Genomic DNA, 19,076 nt, shown 5'->3' with positions numbered 1-19,076 from the left:
CACCAACTCCGACACCAACTCCGACACCAACTCCGACGCCGACTCCGACGCCAACACCGACAGAAACGCCATGGATTGGTGGTCAAACATCAGTAAATAATGGTGATGTGGTATCTTATGGTGGTGCGTGTTTTGAAGCGAAAAATAGCCCTGGTGTTTGGGAAGCTCCAACGTCTGTATCTTGGTTCTGGACTGAAGTTTCATGTTCTGGTGTAACGCCAACGCCGACGCCGACGCCGACTCCGACGCCAACGCCGACGCCAACGCCGACGCCGACGCCAACGCCAACGCCGACTCCGATAGAAACTGAATATGTCGCTGGTACTGCTTATGTTGCAGGTGAAATTGTTAGCAATGTTGGAAATATGTACCAATGTGATATAGCTGGATGGTGTTCATCAGCTTCTGCTTATCATTACGCTCCTGGAACAGGTAGTGCATGGTCAAGTGCATGGACATTAATAGAGTAAGTAATACAACGCTTAGCACAACTGATTCGACAGGGATAAAACAACTGCCGAATCAGTAAGTTATAAATAATAAGGGGGGGGGGAGGAAGGTATACCTTTTTCAACAATAATCCCTGAAAAGGCCTATTCGAAAGATTAGGCCTTTTTTATGTGTTGGCTATAAAAGTAAGATGAATGCTTATTGTTTTTTAGAGATTTTTATAGGAGTGTTGTACTTTATTATGAATAGGAAGTTAATAGCAGTAATGCTCAGATTATTTTTCAGTCACTTTAACTCATAACAAAAAGCTTAAAAATATATAAAGACAATCAATAACTATTTTCCAACTACCACAGCTATTTCTTAATCTTATTGCTGAGTTTTCTTAGTGCTATCTTCAGGTAAATCAGAACGAGGATCATCAAGCATCACCACTAATTTAGCACAAAGCTTTTTCTTACCTATCTGAGCAACCTTGCTGTGTTGTACTTTAGTTTGTTGTTTTGCGTGGGCTAAGCTTTGAATTTTAAATTGGCTATAATTTGCTTTAAACTCTTCATTCTCATCTGCAGCCTGTTCCATTAATAGCCAATAGATCTGCCAGCGATTAGCATTACGCTTTTGCCAAATTTTTAGACTATTATCTAGTTCTTTTTTATCAACAAAGCTATATGTCATGCATTGGTTAAAGTAAGTTTCCCACATATCTTTAGCTGTATGAGCCTGCAATGGAATTGCCAGTGGATTTAAACTTTCTTGGCTATTTTTTGCCGCAATAGTAGTTATTGGGTTAGCTGCAATGAGAGCTAGTAGGCTTGATGTAATTATTTTTTTTATATTCATATAATCCCCCTTGAACAACGCTGCAATAAATTTAATGCTCTAAATAATATGGTGCAATTTTACCGATTTATTTAGCAAAAATTAATGTCATTTAACCAAGTTTTAAGTGGTCATTATTATAACCTATTGGGCGATTATTAACGGCACTGTTTTTGGTAAATTTCAGTAATTATTTCGTTATAGAATAGTAAAATATCTCACGATTATCCTGAACAACTATTTCACGTTAAATACAGGAGGTTTTAATGTTGCATTACGGTTCTTTAACCCTTATTTTATATGGTTTGTAGCCAAAACTCCTTATTGCTTTATTTACCCTTATAATGCTGGTGTATTGGACAATTAATTGGCAAACTAAGAGGATAAAAATAATTATAATAGTGTAATCGCAGGAGTAATAATAATGAAGAATATCTTTGATGCAGGATGGCAGGATTGGATAGAAATCAACATTAATCGCAACTGCGATATTATAGGCATGTATGACATCTTATTAGAACACGATTTCTGTCCAATACTTATAAAAAAACGATTAAAACTAACTGATCAAGACATACAACAATCGAAGAAAACACCTAAAAAAAGTACAACAAACGACAAAGCACAGACTAAATTATTACAACAAGCAACGGAAATTATCGAGGCTGAAGACCGTGTCTTTTTGCCAAGCGCAGAAAAAATTGACACTGATGATAAATTAGAATTATTCAAAATAGATAACTTTCTTAATCCTCACGAATGCATTGAACTCGTATCGATTATTCGAGATAACCTTAGAGGGTCAACCACGACCAACGAGTCGGTTAACTTTAAAAATTTCCGCACCAGTAAAACCTGTGATTTAAGTTTAATCAAGCATCCGCTTGTGAACGATATTGATCGACGCATATGTAATGCTCTTGGTTTTGACTCCAGTTATTCTGAGGGTATTCAAGCACAATGGTATGACGTAGACGAAGAATTTAAACCTCATACCGATTATTTTGAACCCAATAGCAAAGAGTTTGAAGATCATGCCAGAGTACGAGGTCAGCGCACTTGGACTTTTATGATTTTTCTCAATAATACCCTTGAAGGTGGCGCAACCCAATTTACCCGTGTTGGTAAGGCTTTTTCACCTAAACGAGGAACTGCTTTAATTTGGAACAGTCTAACTCCTGAAGGTAGAGAAAACATTGATAGTATGCATTGGGGCATGCCTGTTGAAGATGGTTTTAAAGTTATCATTACCAAATGGTTCCGTCTTAAAGGTAAGGGCAAATGTTTTATAAAAGAGCCTAATGAATATATACCTGCCTACACAGACGAAGGTTTCCTCAAAGCAAGGTTACCGGAGGCTTTATATAAGAAAATTTATGACTTTTATCAAGCGAATGAAAATATGGCGATAAATGAGCATGTCGAAGGATTTATTACCAGTAAAGAAAAGCAGGCTCCTAGCGAACTCATTCACCTTACTGAGGACTTAAAGAAAGAAATTCATCAAGTGTTGCAACCTTTGGTAGAGGCGTGGATTGGTCATTATCTCAAACCAAGTTATGTCTTTGGAATCCGCAGGTATCGAAATGGCGCCATCTTAAAAGAACATCGCGACCGAGGTAAAACACATGTTGCCAGTGTGATTATTAACATTGCACAATTAGTTAGACAGCCTTGGCCGTTAGTTATAGAAGATCATAACTACCGTAAGCACCATCTTTTACTCACCCCTGGCGATATGGTCTTTTATGAAGGTGCAAAGCTTACTCATGGGCGACCTATAGCTTTTGATGGAGATGAGTTTTGTAATGTGTTTGTCCATTACCAACTGACATAACTTTTTTACGAAAGTTAAGCATAAACTGTATGCATATACCTTATACCAATTCCGTTAAGCTTGTGTTCTTGTAAAGTTATGTGGTGAAACCCTATAAAAACCCACATGGAATTATACGGTAATTCATTGTTTTTGTTTGTATTATTACTTTTGGTTTTCGCTAAGAGAGCACTTGATTAGTCCAGTTGGTATTGCTCCCAATGCCAATAACCGACTATTGCTCAATCGAGTGCCTACCTTGATTTATTTTCCATTGGTACAACAAGCTCACAAACTTAATGAAATTGCTATTAGTGAAAAATAACTTTGATTCTCCACTACTGGCAAACGAGCTAATCATTGGTCTAGACTTGTATTATCAAATGAGGCAATATCTTTGAGTAAGTTAGTCATTGTGTTTGATGCCATGATGAACTTACCCTTCGTATAACCCCAATGATATGGATTGGGGGTCTCTACCAGGAACCAATAAATCCTGATTACGAAGAGTTTAGCGCTTTAGTGCTTTTCTCTTTGTACGAATAATTTTTATTCACAGAAAAGTACTGAATGAACTTTTTAATTATTGGGAACCACGTCATGAAAGAATTTATCCAGTCTTTACCCAAGGTCGAACTTCATCTTCATATTGAAGGCACACTTGAGCCTGAACTCATGTTTGAGCTAGCAAAACGTAACGATATTCATATTCCGTTCAATTCAATTACTGAAGTTAGGCATGCCTATAATTTTCACAACCTACAATCTTTTTTGGACATTTATTTCCAAGGTGCAAACGTACTTATTAATGAACAAGATTTTTTTGAGCTAACTTGGGCTTACTTACTGCGTTGTAAAGAAGACAATGTGATGCATACTGAAATATTTTTTGACCCGCAAGCACATACTGAACGTGGCATTTCATTTGATGTTGTGGTGAATGGTATTCATGGTGCGTTAGTAAAAGCGACTACAGAGTTAGGCATAACTAGCGAGCTCATCATGTGTTTCTTACGGCACTTAGATGAGGAGTCTGCATTTAAAACGTTAGCGCAAGCACAAGTACATAAAGATAAAATTATTGCTGTGGGTTTAGACTCAACAGAAGTTGGTAATCCTGCAGGTAAATTTGAAAGGGTCTTTAAACTAGCACTTGAACAAGGGTACTTAACTGTTGCCCATGCAGGAGAAGAGGGCTCTGCAAGTAATATCCATGAAGCATTAAATTTACTAAAAATTACTCGTGTTGATCATGGTGTTCGCTGCACGGATGATGAAAACTTAGTTAAGCAGTTAATTAACGATCGCACGCCACTTACCGTTTGTCCGCTCTCTAACCTTAAGCTAAAAGTTTTTGAACATATGGAGCAACACAATATAGTTACCCTGCTGCGAAAGGGTGTTTGTGTAACGATTAATTCTGATGATCCGGCATATTTCGGCGGTTATATGACAGATAATTTTATGGCCGTGAATCAAGCCTTACCAATGAATAAAATTGAAATTGCTCAGTTTACCTTTAATGCCATTGAGGCAAGTTTTATTGCTAACAGTGAAAAGCAGCGATTAGCTACAGCGACACAGGGTTATTTAGACCAGCATCAATAGGTTTTGATTAAATAACGGCAATTATTTTATTTAATTGCCAACATAAAAAAAAGTAGCCTTTTATAGATTGTTTTCTTTTTATATCTGAGCTGCTTGTGGCTTAGTTCTTTTATCATCATGGCTAATAACTATCCTTTCACCATCTACTAATATTCCCTGAACGGCTAAAGGCTTTGGCACTAAAGTACCATATTGCGCAACAAGGCAATACGCCATGATGGCAACATAATACAGCCAATTAAGCTAACTTTTATGCTAACCGTTTATAAGTACATATCTTGGATCTCTCTACTCTTTATTTGTCTTCCTACGTTAGCTATATCTCAGCCATTAGCTAACTTTCAATCGTTAACAGACTTTGGCGATAACCCCGGCGACTTAACAGCAAGTTACTTATCACCATCAAAGCAAACTAAATCCTTAGTTGTGTTGTTACACGGCTGTATCCAGCAGGGGGAGTCCTTAGCTAAGCAAAGTGGCTTTGTCGCTCTTGCTAACCAACATAATTTCACGCTGTTGTTACCGCAACAAAGCTCAAAAAATAATGTTAAGGCCTGTTTTAATTGGTTTTCAGAGCAAGATAGCGCTAAGGATGAAGGTGAAGTACTGTCGATCAAAAATATGATCAACACACTCAAAACGCAGTCAGGGATAGAAGATGTTTATATTGCCGGCCTTTCTGCTGGTGGCGCTATGGCCAGTGCGTTATTAACTCATTACCCTGGACTATTTTCTGCAGGCGCTGTTATTGCTGGCCTACCTTACCCTTGCGCGAATGATCTTGCTAAAGCTATTTCCTGTATGCGAAATGGCCCCTCACAGTCTGCAGTTGAATTAGTGGAGCTAGCAAAAAAAGGCAATGAAACCGTTAAAAAGTGGCCAAGGCTTATTGTTATCACTGGCAGTGAAGATAAAGTTGTTAACCCGAAAAACTCCCATTATTTAGCTTTGCAGTGGTCGAAACTCTCTGAAAATTCGCCGGCGAAAAATAAAACTTCATTAACCGATTACCAAGTAAGCCTTTGGCACAATAGTGAAAAGCAGCCACAAGTAAAGTTAGTTGATATTAATGGTGTTGGTCATGGTTTAACGGTTAATTCTAGATTTGAAGGTAGAGATTCTAGTGCGCCATTTTTGTATGAATCTTCACTCGATAGTGCCCTTTATATTATCGAGTTTTGGGGTGTAAACAAAAAAACTCAATAATATTCAGTAACTAAGCTCTATGGTACTATAGTACAAATTAATTTTGTCTAATTTTGTTATAGAGTTTTAATATCAGTAAAAACATAACAACAATCTAAAAAACAACTGATTTAATATAATTATAATAAGGCACGAATATGAAACGTCATAACAAGAAATTAAATTACCTCACTTTAGCTATTGCCGGCGCGCTAACTACTAACATTGCCCTTGCTGCAGAAGAAAATGAAGCCGCAAGTGCTAAAGGTAAGCTAGGTCTTGAACGAATCGAAGTTACCGCACGTAAAACAGCTGAAAGCCTACAAAATGTTCCTGTGGCTGTAACTTCTATTGGCGCGGAGCAGCTTGAGCAAAATGGCATTAGTGTCATGACTGAAGTTCAACAGTTTTCACCTAATACCACCTTGCAAAGTAGTCGTGGCACTAACTCAACACTAACGGCGTTTATCCGTGGTGTTGGTCAAGATGATCCTTTATGGGGTTATGAACCCGGTGTTGGTATTTATGTAGATGATGTATATATTGCTCGCCCACAAGGCGCAGTACTTGATATTCTTGATGTTGAACGTATTGAAGTATTACGTGGCCCACAAGGTAGCCTGTACGGTAAAAATACCATAGGTGGCGCGATTAAATATGTCACTAAAAAAATGTCAGGTGATAGGGAGTTTGACTTAGAAGCTACTTTTGGCAACTACGCCCGTCAAGACTATAAAGTGGCTGGAAAAGTACCTGTTATTGATGACAAATTATATGTTGGTTTTGCTTTAGCCAGTTTATCTCGTGATGGTTACGGTGAATTTTTACAGTCTGACTTACCAGGGCAAGATTTAGAAAACTATAACAAAGATGTTTTTGCCGGCCGAGTGACCATTGAGTTTACTCCTACAGATGATTGGTTCTTCCGTTTTAATTATGATAATACTCAAGATGACTCAAATGCTAAAGGTGGTTATCGTTTATTACCTAGTGTGGTAACCGATGCTCCTATACCTGATAGTGTTTATGACTCATACACCAGCATGCCAACGTGGAATAGCGTTGAGTCAGAAGGTATGAGCTTAACGGCTGAGTATTTTATCAATGATTTTTGGTCTATTAAATCGGTAACAGCCAGTAGAACTAATTACTCCAAAACTAACATTGATTTTGATAATACCTCGGAACGTATTTTTGATGTGCCCGCTATTTATGATGATGAACAATTCTCACAAGAATTTCAGCTAAATTATGATGGTGAAAACCTTAGTCTTGTATCAGGTTTGTATTACTTTGATGGTGAATCTTGTGGTCATTTTGATGCAATTTTAGAACATTTAGGCACCGTATTAGGTGCTGACGGTTTAACGCGAGAAGTTACCGGTTGTAATAACAGCGAAAGTTATGCTGCATATGCCCAAGGCTCTTACAATGTTAGCGAAAAACTCTCATTCACTTTAGGTGCTCGTTATACCGTTGAGGAGAAAACAGCAGTAGTTAATAACGGTGTTGTTATGGAAACTGTTTACCCTGAAAGTGGCTGGGTACCCGGTTATGTTCGTGGTGATGTTGAATTCCCTGAAGTATTAAATGACAGTGAAGATTGGTCACGATTTTCACCGCGCGTTGGTGCTGAATATCAATACAGCAATGACATGATGTTTTTTGCTAGTTACTCGCAAGGTTTTAAATCAGGCACCTTCAACCCAAGAGCCAATGGTCCAGAGCCAGCAGTTGACCCAGAAATTGTTGACTCTTATGAGGTTGGCGTAAAAAGTGAGTGGAATAATAACTTACGTATTAACGCGACGATATTCTATCTTGATCATCAAGATAGACAATTTGTTACTGTGCTGCCGACAGAAGGCGGAGATGGTAGTGAATTGAGTCAACGTTTAGGTAATATTGGTCAATCAACCGCATCAGGCCTTGAACTTGAAATAAATTATGCGGCAACGGATAGTTTAAATATTTTCGCTACCTTAGGTTTAATTGACTCTTCTTTTGAAGAAGTTAACTCCTATGATAGCGAAGGTAAGCCAATTGATATTAGTGATACTTTTACCATCACTAACACCCCTGAAACTACAGCTAATCTAGGTTTCACTTATAATATTGAAAGTAGTATTGGCGGTTTTGTTGTTAATGGTAACTACTATTACCGTAGTGAATATGACCTAAACGTTACCGATAATTTATTAACACAAGACGGTTATGGTTTGCTCAATGTTGGTGTGAACTGGTATAGCAACGATGGTGATTGGACTGCTGGTTTACATTTTAAAAACCTTACTGATGAAGAATATCTAGTAGGTAATTATGCTTTCTTAGGCCCACAAAATGATGATGGTAGTTATCAGCCTGGTTTAGGCGGCGATACTACCTTAATTGGTTATTATGGTGACCCTGCGACCGTCGCTTTAACCATAGGTTATCAATTCTAGTTTAAGCTTGGCTACATTAAGTTAAGTTAAGTTAAGTTAAGTTAAGTTAAGTTAAATTTTTTCATTCGGTATCAAAAAAGAGCTGGCACTTGTCAGCTCTTTTTTTCATACTAGGTTTTGCATTAAACAGGAGCTTTATATGTCACATGCTAAAGTAATTATTGCCGATGACCATCCATTATTTCGCAGTGCGCTAAAACACGCCATAGTGGAGTGTATCGATGATGCCGGAACGTTAGAAGCAGACAATTTCAGTGAACTGTTAACGGCTATTGAAGTTACGCCGAGCTTAGAAATAGTCTTTCTTGATTTACATATGCCGGGTAACGATGGTTTTACTGGCTTAACACAGCTGCAAAACCACTATCCTGATCTAGTGGTTATTATGGTTTCTTCAGATGATAATGATGAAACTATGCAAAAAGCCATTAACTTTGGCGCCGCGGCATTTATTCCTAAATCTGCCGATTTAACCACTATTGCCACTGCTATTGATGCGGTGTTAGCAGGTGGTATCTGGTTACCTGAAATAATAGAAAAAAATGAAAACCAGCAAACAGCACTGGCTAATCAACGTTTAGCTAAACAACTGGCACAACTAACACCGCAACAATATGTGGTACTGACTCAAGTAGCCGATGGTCAGCTTAATAAGCAAATAGCTTATGATCTTAATATCAAAGAAACCACAGTCAAAAAACATGTTTCTGCTATTTTAGAAAAGTTAGAAGTTAATAATCGTACGTTAGCTGGACTTGCCTATCAGCAATTGATGTTGGTTCCATCAGAGAATATCAGTAACCGTTTATAAACTACTGTTAAGCTATTAAGTGCTATTTTCTCGTTATCCTGCTAGGTAAAGTTTTGATTAATTATGCTGTAGTCATTTGTCTAATTAGACGCTTTAAAGCTAACGATTTAACCGGCTTTCTTAAGAAGAGAAAGTTTGCGTCACTGGTGTGTTGCCTTACTTGCTCAGACGGATCCGCAGAGCAAATAACACAAGGGACATGCCAGTTCTTACTGCCTAATAAACGTGTCACCAAATCCACGCCATTGGTATCATTATCGAGATGATAATCTGCAATAATAAAGCTTGGGGCTTGCGGCATATTGTTAGCAACTTCACTCAGCGACTCTTCATCTTTAGCGATATAAACCAAGCAATCCCAGTCAGTTAACTGTGAAGATATAGCGGTTAACATTAGTGCATCGTTATCGATAACCAGTACCGGCATATTGGCAAAGTTGTCACTAGCAACGACAGTTTTTTTACGATTAATTGTTGATGTTTTACCGGTTGAATTGACGGTTGAAGTAGCCGTTAAATTAATGGAAATAGGCTGCACCCGAGGCACTTCAATCATAAAGCCGGTACCTTTGCCTACTGTTGATTTAAGTGATATTTTTAAGCTAAGCAAACTGGCCATACGCTCAGCAATGGCTAAACCTAACCCAAGGCCAGGTATTTCACGGTTTTGATCTAAGCGCTCAAATTCCTGAAAAATAGTTTGTTGTTTATCAGCGGCTATACCTGGGCCGTTATCCCATACTTCGATGCGAATAGAGTCTTTGTTATGGCGAACACCTAAGACAATTTTATTGGCAATACCTGCTTTATCGCCGGTTTTATCACGGCAATAATGCACGGCATTGGATATGAAATTTTGTATTATTCGTCGTAACATACGTTTATCAGAATTAACCCAAACAGAGCTAGCTTGGTAACTAAAACTAATATCGTCTTGCTGGGCTAAAACGGTGAATTCATTTTTTAGTGGTATTAATAATTCATCTAAAGCAAAGTGATTAATTTCAATGTTTTCAGAGCTATTGTCTAAACGGGATATTTCAACTAAATCTGAGAGCAGTGCTTCAACAACATTAAGTGAGTCATCAATGTTATTTGCTAAATTAGCTAGTTCATCTGTTGCTACTTTCTTTTTCAACATAGAAGTAAACAGTGATAAGGCATTAAATGGCTGCATTAAATCATGACTAGCTGCAGCTAAAAATCGGGTTTTACTGCTGTTGGCTGCTTCTGCCTCAGCTTTGGCTAGTCTAAGTTCTTGGGTTCTTTCTTCAACACGCTTTTCCAAGTTTTCGTTAGCTTTTTGCAAGGCTTTTTCAGCTTCAATATGGGCAGTAATATCAGAAAAAGTACTAACAAAACCACCACCAGGCATGGATTGCCCTCTAATTTCTAACACTATGCCATTAGGCATAGTGCGCTGAAAATAATGGTTATGGCCCATACGCATATGTTCAATTCGTCGTGCAATTAACTCCTCACTTTCTACACTAGTATCGGCGTCAGTAATCGTTCCTGTACCTGTACCCGTAATTTTTCCAGTAATAACGCCTTTGGCAATGTTATAGCGTAGTAATTCCTCCACTGACTTTCCAGCAGTGACAAAGCCTTCAGGGTAATCGAGCAATTGAATATAGCGTTGATTCCATGCGACTAGGCGCATATCAGCATCGATAACACTAATGCCTTGCTCAATATTCTCCACCCCAGATTGCAATAACTCGCGGTTAAAACGAAACATTTGGTTGGCTTCATCAACAATACTAACCACATCTTCTAACGGCATTTCTTGTGATGTTGAGGCCGCTTTCATAACCATACGTGTTGAAGCAGAGCCTAGTACGCCAGATAATTGTAAGCGGGTAAATTCAATGAACTTTTGGTTTTTACTATTACTATTTTTATTCAGCTCACTTTTAGCAAAACTAAGCAACTCTTCAGCAGCAGCCTTATCAACAAAACGTAGTAATAAACTAGATAAGTCATCAAGAGATAAGTGCCGTTCAAACTGGTTTTGGCTTTTATTAACAAAATATTCTGCTTGTAATTTCTCGCCGACACTACGCTTGCCAATTAAAGACACAATGACGTAACAGACGGTGTTGAGTAGCAAACTATAAAAAACGCCATGGCTAGTACTATCTAAAAAATCAACGCCAAAAAGAGCTGTTGGCTTTAACCAGGAGAGGTGCAATAAACCTGTTTCAAGCCATTGGTTAGTTGGCATTAATACCGGCAGTAATAAGGTATAGAACCAAACTAAACTACCAACAATTAAGCCCGTTAAGGCCGCTTTAGCATTAGCTTTACGCCAATACAAAGCACCTATTGTCGCTGGCGCAAATTGGATAAGTAAAACAAAGGATAACAGGCCGATAGTGGCTAAGTGGTTTTGCTGGGCAATAATACGCTCAAAAATGAACGCTAGCAGCAAGATAATGGCGATGGAGCTACGGCGTAAGTTGAGTAATAAGCCCGATAATTGGTGATTTTTTTTGGTATTAAACAAGCGGAACTTTAATACCAATGGCGTTAGTACTTCGGTTGATACCATAGTACTAAGCACAATCGCCGCCACTATCACCATGCTTGTTGCTGCCGCTAAGCCACCAATGTATACCGTAATGCCAAGCCAGGCTTGTTGATAAAAAAGCGGTATGGTTAATACATAGGTATCGGCATCAACACTGCCGCCAGGAAAAGTTAATTGTCCCGCAATAGCGATGGGTAAAATGAAAATATTGATCAATAACAGGTATAGAGGAAATAACCAGCGGGCTGACTTTAACTCTTGTTGATGGTGGTTTTCAATCATCATCATATGGAATTGCTGCGGTAGTATAAATATAGTAATTGCCCCTAACAGCGCATGGGCGACAGCAAGGTAGGCTGAGTTTGTGCCTGTAATTGAATTGATGCTTTTACCTTGGCTAAGTAAATCACTAAAACCATCAAAAATGAAGAAAGTGGTGAAAATACCTACTGCCGTTAAGGCGAACAATTTAATCACTGAGCTAAAAGCGATAGCTAATACTAATCCTTGGTTTTGCTTATTGGCAGCTATTTGGCGAGTACCAAATAAAATGCTGAAAAAAATGAGTACTATAGTGACAACAAAAGCAGTGCTAATGCCAGATTGATAAGTACCTGTTAATAAATCAAAACTGGTACTGATGGCACGAAGCTGCAGGGCGATATAGGGAATAATGCCTATCAGCGCGACAATGGTAACTAGGGCGGCGACTTTTGGCGATCGATCATAGCGAAAGGCAATAAAATCGGCAATGGAGGTTAAGTTTTGCTGCTTAACAATCAATAAAATTTTATTTAGCATTGGCCAGGCCAAAATAAAACAAAGAATAGAGCCAATATAAATAGGTGCCAGCCAAGCACCGGTAGTCGCGGCTTGGCCAACTGTGCCGTAAAACGCCCAAGAAGTGCAACTGACACCAAGGGATAAGCTATAAACCCAAGGTTTGCAACTCCAGTTTTCAGATGCTTGATTTTGCCCCCAATGGGCAACAATAAAAAGCAGTGCTAAATAGGCAATGGATAGTACGGTGATGAGCCAAGTATCGAGTGAAAGCCAAACTAACAAATGCTGTTCCTTACTTATATGGTAAATCAAAGCGGTGAATCACAGTGTAAATCCCAGAGCTAAATACGTGCTAAAGGTTATGGTGGCAACCTTGCCGTTAGCTTATCACGCTGCATATAGCAGGGTAGTGAACTAAGGTAGTAGTTATTTGCTTATCGTCATACGTTAACCTAAAGATAAATATCTCCCTTGATTAGAAACTATCATATATGAAAATTAGTAACAAATATCTGGTTGAAACCATTGTTTTTATTAGCTATGTACTCTTTGCTATGGCTTGGGTAGGCGGCACAGCGAGTATGGGACAAATCATGGCTGCTATGCAGGTTGATAGTTTAGCTTCAGCTAGTTTTATTAGCGGTGCGGTAACTTTAGCTAAAATCGTTGGTACTTTTGGCGCAGCTTGGGTGGCAATAAAGTTTGGTATTAAGTACGCATTTTTTATTGCCAGCCTGTTTATTGTTATAGGTTTATTAACGCCACTAGCGCCCAATTATGAATTGTTACTATTAAGTCGTTTTCTTATGGGTCTAGGTGGCGCTTTTATGATTGTCTATTTTAATCCAATTGTTATGCATTGGTTTACAGCCGATGAACGTCCGGTGATTAACGGCCTCAATGCCGTCGCTTTTAATATTGGTACCGGTATTGTGTTATGGAAAATGGCAGATATTAATCAGTTCACCGGTGATTGGAAAGCTAGCTTAATTATCTTTTCTATTGCGAGTTTATTACTCAGTTTGGCTTGGTTATTAGTAGAATTTTCACCTGGCAACGACAAACAAGGTCAAAACGGCACCACTATTGCCAATTACAGTTATATCGATGGTCTTAAAGATAAATTTAATTGGGCTTATGGTTTAACCTATTCAGGGTTATTAGCATTTTATATTTGTCTGTTCACTTTCTACCCTAAAGCGGGTATTAGTCAGAGCAAGTGGGTGATAGGTTTTGGCATAGTAGGCACATTAGCGGGCATTATTTACAGTAAGAAAGTCCCACTGCGTTTGCCTATTATTCGCTGGTCTGGCGCTGTTATGGTAGTCACTATTATAGGTGTTTCGTTTAGCTCTAGTGAGTGGTTACAAACCTTATCTGCTATTGTTTTAGGTTTCTTTATTTTCTTTCCTATTACTGCTTTGGTATCTATCCCGCACGAGTTACCTAAAATGACCGGGCAACGTATTACGGTGGTATTTAGCCTGTTTTACTCAATCAGCTACTTATTTTCTACAGTAATTTTATGGTTATTCGGTAAATTGGTGGATATTAACCAAGGCGATTATACCGCGTCATTTATATTAATCTCAGTTGTCAGTTGTACCTTCTTTATTGGCAGCTTTTTCTTACCAGAAACCGGCAAAAACAAAGTAGTTATGTCTAACGACTATGCGACAAACAAAGAAAATAAAGTGAGCAAGGAAAGTGAGGAAAAATTATGCGCGGAATAATATCTCCAAAATTAGTGCCTTTTCTTGAACAAGTAAATTCAGCTATTGCCGCAGCGAAAGCTACAGGGCAGGGCTTTAGTGTTGATTTAGTGAGACAAGGTTTGGATAACTTAGCACCATTGATTGGCTCAGGTCCAAATATGGAGATAGTCAAAAATAGCTACTTAGCAGTGCCTAGCCATAATATTCCCGTACGAATTTATAACCCAGCCCCTAATGATATTTTACCAGTATTACTGCATTTTCATGGCGGCGGCCATATGTGTGGCAGCATTGAGTTATACGACCCTATTAGTCGAAAACTTGCGCTGGCAGCACAAGCCATTGTCATTTGTGTCGATTATCGTTTAGCACCAGAATATCCATATCCCGCAGGCCTTGATGATTGTCAGCAGTTATTATTGCACTATAAAAGTTTGCTCTTTGATATGAAACATAATGACGAACTTTACATTACTGGCGATAGCGCTGGTGGTGCAATTTGTACTAGTTTAGTGATGAAGAATATAGATGATAACTTAACTAATAAGCAGGTAGATATTACTAAACAAATATTGATTTATCCCAGTGTTGATTACACCATGAGTAGTACTTCTATTGATGAAAATGGTCAGGGTTTTTTGTTAGAAAAAGATAAAATGCACTGGTATTTTCAGCAATATTTTCATGCTAATAGCCTAGATCAGGCTAAAATTTCACAAGCATCGCCGTTATTAGGCAAGTTCTCGAGCAATATGCCTGCCACGTTAGTAATCACTGCTGGTTGCGACCCACTTAGAGATGAAGCTATAGCTTATGTAAAGTCATTGGCTGAGGTTGACGTAAATGTGCAGCATCATTCTTTCGATGGCATGACCCATGCTTATATGTTGCTTGATGAACTGGTGCAGGAAGAGTGTTTAGCGACTTATCGACTTATTAGTGAGTTTGTAAAAAAATCTCCCAGTCATAAATAAGCTGTTATTCCTCACAGTTTTCCTTCACTAGGCTCAATAGGTTCGTTTTTTTTGTGTTTTATTCATCGATATTTTTAAACTTCAAAATGATGATGAGTCGTTTGGAACACTATTTATTAACTAACCTGAACTCTGGATAATTAGCACAAAGGAGACAGTAGCACTTACAGCTAATTGCACCGGTTGGATTAGGTTTTGTATCGATAACGTTTATATTAAACAGCTAAGTACATATTTCTAAACTGTGCGGAGCGCGAGCGGACTGTAGGTGTTCGATTTAAATGACCTTAGGCGGTAGCTGCTTCGCGCTTTGCACGCGCTTACGTTCAGCCGTGTAAGCCCACCAAGGCATGGGCTCGTCACCATTGATAAAACATGTAACTGAAATAAACACATCAATGACACAGGGGTCGTGTTTGCTGCCAGTGATAACGCAAAGCCTCTCATACATTTCATATGGATCTTGTCCCATAAGATCGTCAGGTTTCTCTATACCCAGTAACTCAAGGTCAGAGGCACCTGCCTTACCTATATTTGGGAGATCTGTAAGCCTCCTCATGTTTTCACGGACAACTTTATTTGGATTCATTATTCGCCTAATACCTCAAAAAGAGGAAAAAATGGTTGCTTAAGGTGTTTAGGCACTAAAAACAATCAACTTTTTTCCGTTTGAAGTACCTGTTATCTGCTTTTAACTTCAGTTTCAATAATAATGATTTCTGTATTTCCAATGTTTTTTACATTGTGGGTTGTTGTTGGTAAAAACAGTGTTTTACCATCAGATACCTTTAAAATTTTCGATTTCTGTTTCTTGTCTTTTGGGATTAACTCTAACATCCCACCTTTAACAAAATATACAACTCTGTTTGGGTGTATATGTGTATGCATCCCTGACTCTGCACCCGCGGGGTATGTCAAACGAACAACTTCAACATCCGAGTTGTCGAGTAATACTTCTCTTTTTCCTCGCTTTTCATCAGCCAGACTGTTTGTTGAAAAAATAAGTAATAGTATGGATATAGATATATATTTCATATGACCTCTTGAAGATAAACTCCCAAATTACAAATAGCAGCTATCTAATTATATGGACTCTCTACTTTGAGGAGAGTTATTTTTGGTTGATAGTGTGTAACTAAGCGGAACCGAGCCAACTTTTGCGTTTCCTTGTTGGTTTTCTTATGTTAAAGCTTAATAATAGCCAGCATATCCTCATTGCCTTCATCCATACCTACTTCAGAAAAACCAAAGCTAGAATAAAACCCTTTAGCGACAGGGTTCTTAGGGTTATAACAAATTTCGATTTCATGTAAGCCAGAAACTTTTTTCATTTCAACCAAGGCTAGGTTAAGTGCAACACGGCCGATTGATTTTTGTTGATGCTCCTTATCAACCATAAACCGCCAAATTGAAATTTTAACTTTAGATTCTTGTACCCACATCAAAAAACCTACAGGCTCTTCTTTCACATAAATAGCTTTAGTTATATATCCTTCATTGTACCTAGCTTCAACTAATGACCACATATTACAAGCTACATAACCTTGCTGTTCTTTTGTGACATCGAGTTCACAAATTTTTTCATAATTTTCTTTTGTTATTTGACGAAGTGATACTTCCACAGAGTTTCCTTAAAACATAACGCTAAGCTAAGCCGAAAAACACAGCTAGGCTAAACTGCGCGAAACGCGAGTCAACTGTTACGTGTGTTCTTGTTTATTTTCTTGTCAGCTTCTATGCACGCTATCGCTTGGGTATTGTGAATCATATTTGACATTGATCTTCTTACCATTAGGATTTCTTTTTAATACTCGATCGATTTCTGACTGTTTATCTAGTCTAGTTACATAAAAGTTACCGTAATAATTAATATCATTTAATTGAAAGTTATAATTAAAGCGAACTCTGTATGCATCTTTGTATGTTGTCCTACTATTACCGTTTATAGATCTACGAGTTTTTGATTCTTGATATTCTTCAATAGAATAAGAGGTAATTACTGCTTGAGTAGATGGCCATGAGTCTATATCCATTTGCCGATTACATGATTTCATAAAAAAAGTTGCCATTACGAGAATAACCATGGCATAAATAATTTTTTGCATACACCGTCCTTGTTTTGTATTTGAAGCTAACGCCTCATTAAGAGGCAAAAAAAATAATTGGTTAAAATAGCGAGGCACGAGCACAGCCAACTATTGAGTGTCCTGTTGAATTACTTATATGTAATTAGGTAAGCCATACCTTGACATTTAGTATATGAAATACACGTTGCGTTTATATGAACTAAGCATGAATCGAACACTAAGCCATTACCACCTAGCTTTTGAGTTTTTACTTTTAAAATATCGATTAAATAACTTTGACTGACAATCGAATCTCTATTATTAATTCTACAATACTCTGCTTCAACATACCCAACTTGAGAAGCACCAAGTTTGAAAACCTCGTTATTGGTATACCCTTTTACTACGCTTTTTCGGATAGAGTTTTCGACTCCTTTCCCTCCTGCGTAAAATGTTGAGGAAGAGCAACCAGTCAAAATAAACAAGATAATAAAACAAATATACTTCATGCGATCTCCATATTGCATATAACGGCCTGTTAACAGGCAAAAATTGTAGGCTAAAATTAATGACAAAGGAGCAAAAGCCAACTGTAATTTGTGATCTTCCCCCGATAAAACGGACACATTTTTTTTCACGCTGCCAGGGCTTCATATTCTATTGGCGAACAATAATTTATCCCTGAATGCAGCCTCGAAACATTGTAGTATTTGTTAATGTAACTTCCAAGTGTTCCGCGCAGTTCTTTATCACTATTAAATACATTACCGCGAATAACTTCGGTCTTCATTGAATGGAAAAATGACTCCATATGCGCATTATCAGTACATTTACCCGCTCGGCTTAAGCTATGTGTAATACCTGCTCGTTTTAAAGCCGTTTGAAAAACATTACCTCGATATTCCACACCTCGGTCTGTATGCAGCATTAAACCACCTTGAGGTCTTCGGTTCTTTATTGCATTTTTTAGTGTTCGTTTGGTGACTTCCATCGTTCTCTTTTTATCTAAACTCCAGCTAATAATACGCCGTGAATATAAATCCATTATTACCGATAAATAACGCCATATACCTTTCACTTTCAAATACGTGACATCTGCTACCCATACTTTATTTTTAACCAATGGCACTTCACCATCAGGTCGTAAGTTTTTACCTGTCGTAAGGAAGCGCTTATAAAACGCAGAGCGTGTCGTCACGCGCATCACTCGAGCGACCAAGCCAAGTGCACGATACAAGCGTTCAACACGTTTTTTACCTATGCTGTATCCTTGCTTTTGCAAGGCTTTAAATATGCGGGGACTACCATAGCGTCCTTTATTCTCAGTGAATATTTGCTGAATTTTCTTTTTAAGTTCAACATCCTCTATCGCTCTAGCACTTGGTTGACGTTCACACCAATCGTAATAGCCACTTTTAGAAACATCAAAAAACTTCAGTAATCTCGTTACCTTTATGTCGGCTCTGAGTTTTTCGATGAATCGATATCGGCTTGATGTTCCTCGGCAAGAAACCGTTGCCACTTTTTTAGGATATACAGCTCCTCCTTGAGCTGTTTATTTTCACGTTCTAGTTGTTGTTCTTTGGTAAGTACTTTTTTGGCTTTTGATTGGCCAGCCACTTTTTTTCGTTTATCAGCCACAATGATCCCTTCACGATATTCTTTTCGCCATCGTGACAGCATAAACGGGTGTATGTCGAGTTTTTCAGCGACTGATTTTATTGTGACGCCAACAACATAACTTAATTGAATAGCGTTGACTTTGAAGTCATTTGAATACTTCCAAGTTCGTCTTGGATTGTTGTACTTAGGCATAAGACACCTCATCTTTAGTTAGATTTTGGTGTCCGTTTTATCGGGGGAAGATCA

General features: G+C 38.2%; 17 protein-coding genes, 1 pseudogene and 1 riboswitch. Of the genes and pseudogenes, 9 read left to right on the top strand and 9 right to left on the bottom strand.

Annotated elements, in window-relative coordinates; translation table 11 throughout:
• A pseudogene (locus GAB14E_RS25095) lies at positions 1-470 on the top strand (hypothetical protein); the annotation flags it as partial.
• Positions 471-819: 349 nt separating this feature from the next.
• On the opposite strand, the gene GAB14E_RS12070 reads toward GAB14E_RS25095, so the two are convergent.
• Entirely contained in the window at positions 820-1,293 is a 474-nt protein-coding gene (locus GAB14E_RS12070) for a hypothetical protein (RefSeq protein WP_033082293.1), read from the bottom strand.
• A 403-nt stretch (positions 1,294-1,696) separates the two neighbouring features.
• Here GAB14E_RS12070 and GAB14E_RS12075 point away from each other — a divergent pair, with 403 nt between their 5' ends.
• The 3 genes from GAB14E_RS12075 to GAB14E_RS12080 all read left to right on the top strand — a co-directional run bounded on the left by GAB14E_RS12075 (position 1,697) and on the right by GAB14E_RS12080 (position 4,696).
• A complete protein-coding gene (locus GAB14E_RS12075) occupies positions 1,697-3,109 on the top strand; it encodes a prolyl hydroxylase family protein (RefSeq protein ID WP_033082292.1) in 1,413 nt (470 codons plus the stop codon).
• Positions 3,110-3,281: 172 nt separating this feature from the next.
• Positions 3,282-3,413 carry a hypothetical protein gene (locus GAB14E_RS25520; protein ID WP_269429114.1) on the top strand — a complete coding sequence of 44 codons (132 nt, stop codon included), beginning with the start codon at positions 3,282-3,284 and terminating at the stop codon, positions 3,411-3,413.
• A 98-nt stretch (positions 3,414-3,511) separates the two neighbouring features.
• Positions 3,512-3,611, top strand: a riboswitch (purine riboswitch).
• A gap of 77 nt (positions 3,612-3,688) precedes the next feature.
• Positions 3,689-4,696, top strand: a complete 1,008-nt coding sequence (locus tag GAB14E_RS12080) for an adenosine deaminase (protein ID WP_033082291.1) — start codon at positions 3,689-3,691, stop codon at positions 4,694-4,696.
• A gap of 78 nt (positions 4,697-4,774) precedes the next feature.
• Here the strand turns inward: GAB14E_RS12080 and GAB14E_RS24840 are convergent, their stop codons facing one another.
• Complete coding sequence (locus tag GAB14E_RS24840; protein ID WP_156115723.1) at positions 4,775-4,912, bottom strand: hypothetical protein; 138 nt, start codon at positions 4,910-4,912, stop codon at positions 4,775-4,777.
• A gap of 36 nt (positions 4,913-4,948) precedes the next feature.
• Here GAB14E_RS24840 and GAB14E_RS12085 point away from each other — a divergent pair, with 36 nt between their 5' ends.
• From GAB14E_RS12085 to GAB14E_RS12095, 3 genes are all read left to right on the top strand, one after another.
• Positions 4,949-5,902: an extracellular catalytic domain type 1 short-chain-length polyhydroxyalkanoate depolymerase gene (locus GAB14E_RS12085; RefSeq protein ID WP_033082290.1), complete on the top strand. Its 954-nt coding sequence runs from the start codon at positions 4,949-4,951 to the stop codon at positions 5,900-5,902.
• Positions 5,903-6,039: 137 nt separating this feature from the next.
• On the top strand, positions 6,040-8,325 hold the full coding sequence (locus GAB14E_RS12090) for a TonB-dependent receptor (protein ID WP_033082289.1): 2,286 nt from the start codon (positions 6,040-6,042) through the stop codon (positions 8,323-8,325).
• Positions 8,326-8,464: 139 nt separating this feature from the next.
• Entirely contained in the window at positions 8,465-9,136 is a 672-nt protein-coding gene (locus GAB14E_RS12095; protein WP_033082288.1) for a response regulator transcription factor, read from the top strand.
• A gap of 61 nt (positions 9,137-9,197) precedes the next feature.
• On the opposite strand, the gene GAB14E_RS12100 is transcribed toward GAB14E_RS12095, so the two are convergent.
• Positions 9,198-12,734: a hybrid sensor histidine kinase/response regulator gene (locus GAB14E_RS12100; protein WP_033082287.1), complete on the bottom strand. Its 3,537-nt coding sequence runs from the start codon at positions 12,732-12,734 to the stop codon at positions 9,198-9,200.
• A 209-nt stretch (positions 12,735-12,943) separates the two neighbouring features.
• On the opposite strand from GAB14E_RS12100, the gene GAB14E_RS12105 reads away from it, so the two are divergent.
• Both GAB14E_RS12105 and GAB14E_RS12110 read left to right on the top strand, forming a co-directional pair.
• Positions 12,944-14,185, top strand: a complete 1,242-nt coding sequence (locus GAB14E_RS12105; RefSeq protein ID WP_081967804.1) for an MFS transporter — start codon at positions 12,944-12,946, stop codon at positions 14,183-14,185.
• Entirely contained in the window at positions 14,173-15,141 is a 969-nt protein-coding gene (locus GAB14E_RS12110) for an alpha/beta hydrolase (RefSeq protein WP_033082286.1), read from the top strand. Before GAB14E_RS12105 ends, GAB14E_RS12110 begins: the two co-directional genes overlap by 13 nt.
• A 277-nt stretch (positions 15,142-15,418) precedes the next feature.
• Here the strand turns inward: GAB14E_RS12110 and GAB14E_RS12115 are convergent, their stop codons facing one another.
• From GAB14E_RS12115 to GAB14E_RS12135, 6 genes are all read right to left on the bottom strand, one after another.
• Positions 15,419-15,730, bottom strand: coding sequence for a helix-hairpin-helix domain-containing protein (locus tag GAB14E_RS12115; protein WP_033082285.1), 312 nt, complete (start codon positions 15,728-15,730; stop codon positions 15,419-15,421).
• 92 nt (positions 15,731-15,822) lie between these two features.
• Positions 15,823-16,176: a cupin domain-containing protein gene (locus GAB14E_RS12120; protein WP_033082284.1), complete on the bottom strand. Its 354-nt coding sequence runs from the start codon at positions 16,174-16,176 to the stop codon at positions 15,823-15,825.
• 149 nt (positions 16,177-16,325) lie between these two features.
• Entirely contained in the window at positions 16,326-16,763 is a 438-nt protein-coding gene (locus tag GAB14E_RS12125; RefSeq protein WP_033082283.1) for a GNAT family N-acetyltransferase, read from the bottom strand.
• A gap of 105 nt (positions 16,764-16,868) precedes the next feature.
• Positions 16,869-17,246: a DUF3592 domain-containing protein gene (locus tag GAB14E_RS12130; RefSeq protein ID WP_033082282.1), complete on the bottom strand. Its 378-nt coding sequence runs from the start codon at positions 17,244-17,246 to the stop codon at positions 16,869-16,871.
• 110 nt (positions 17,247-17,356) lie between these two features.
• Positions 17,357-17,845 carry a hypothetical protein gene (locus GAB14E_RS0122970; RefSeq protein ID WP_156115722.1) on the bottom strand — a complete coding sequence of 163 codons (489 nt, stop codon included), beginning with the start codon at positions 17,843-17,845 and terminating at the stop codon, positions 17,357-17,359.
• Positions 17,842-19,022 (bottom strand): IS3 family transposase gene (locus tag GAB14E_RS12135; RefSeq protein ID WP_156115705.1). Its coding sequence is split into 2 segments (ribosomal slippage): positions 17,842-18,737 and positions 18,737-19,022, totalling 1,182 coding nucleotides; the frame shifts between segments, so codons are not numbered across the junction. The genes GAB14E_RS0122970 and GAB14E_RS12135 overlap by 4 nt, the downstream gene beginning before the upstream one ends.
• Between the last annotated feature and the right edge of the window lie 54 nt (positions 19,023-19,076).

It is taken from the genome of Colwellia psychrerythraea, from assembly GCF_000764185.1.
Classification (GTDB): domain Bacteria; phylum Pseudomonadota; class Gammaproteobacteria; order Enterobacterales; family Alteromonadaceae; genus Colwellia; species Colwellia psychrerythraea_B.
This window is presented reverse-complemented; position numbering and strand designations above follow the sequence as displayed.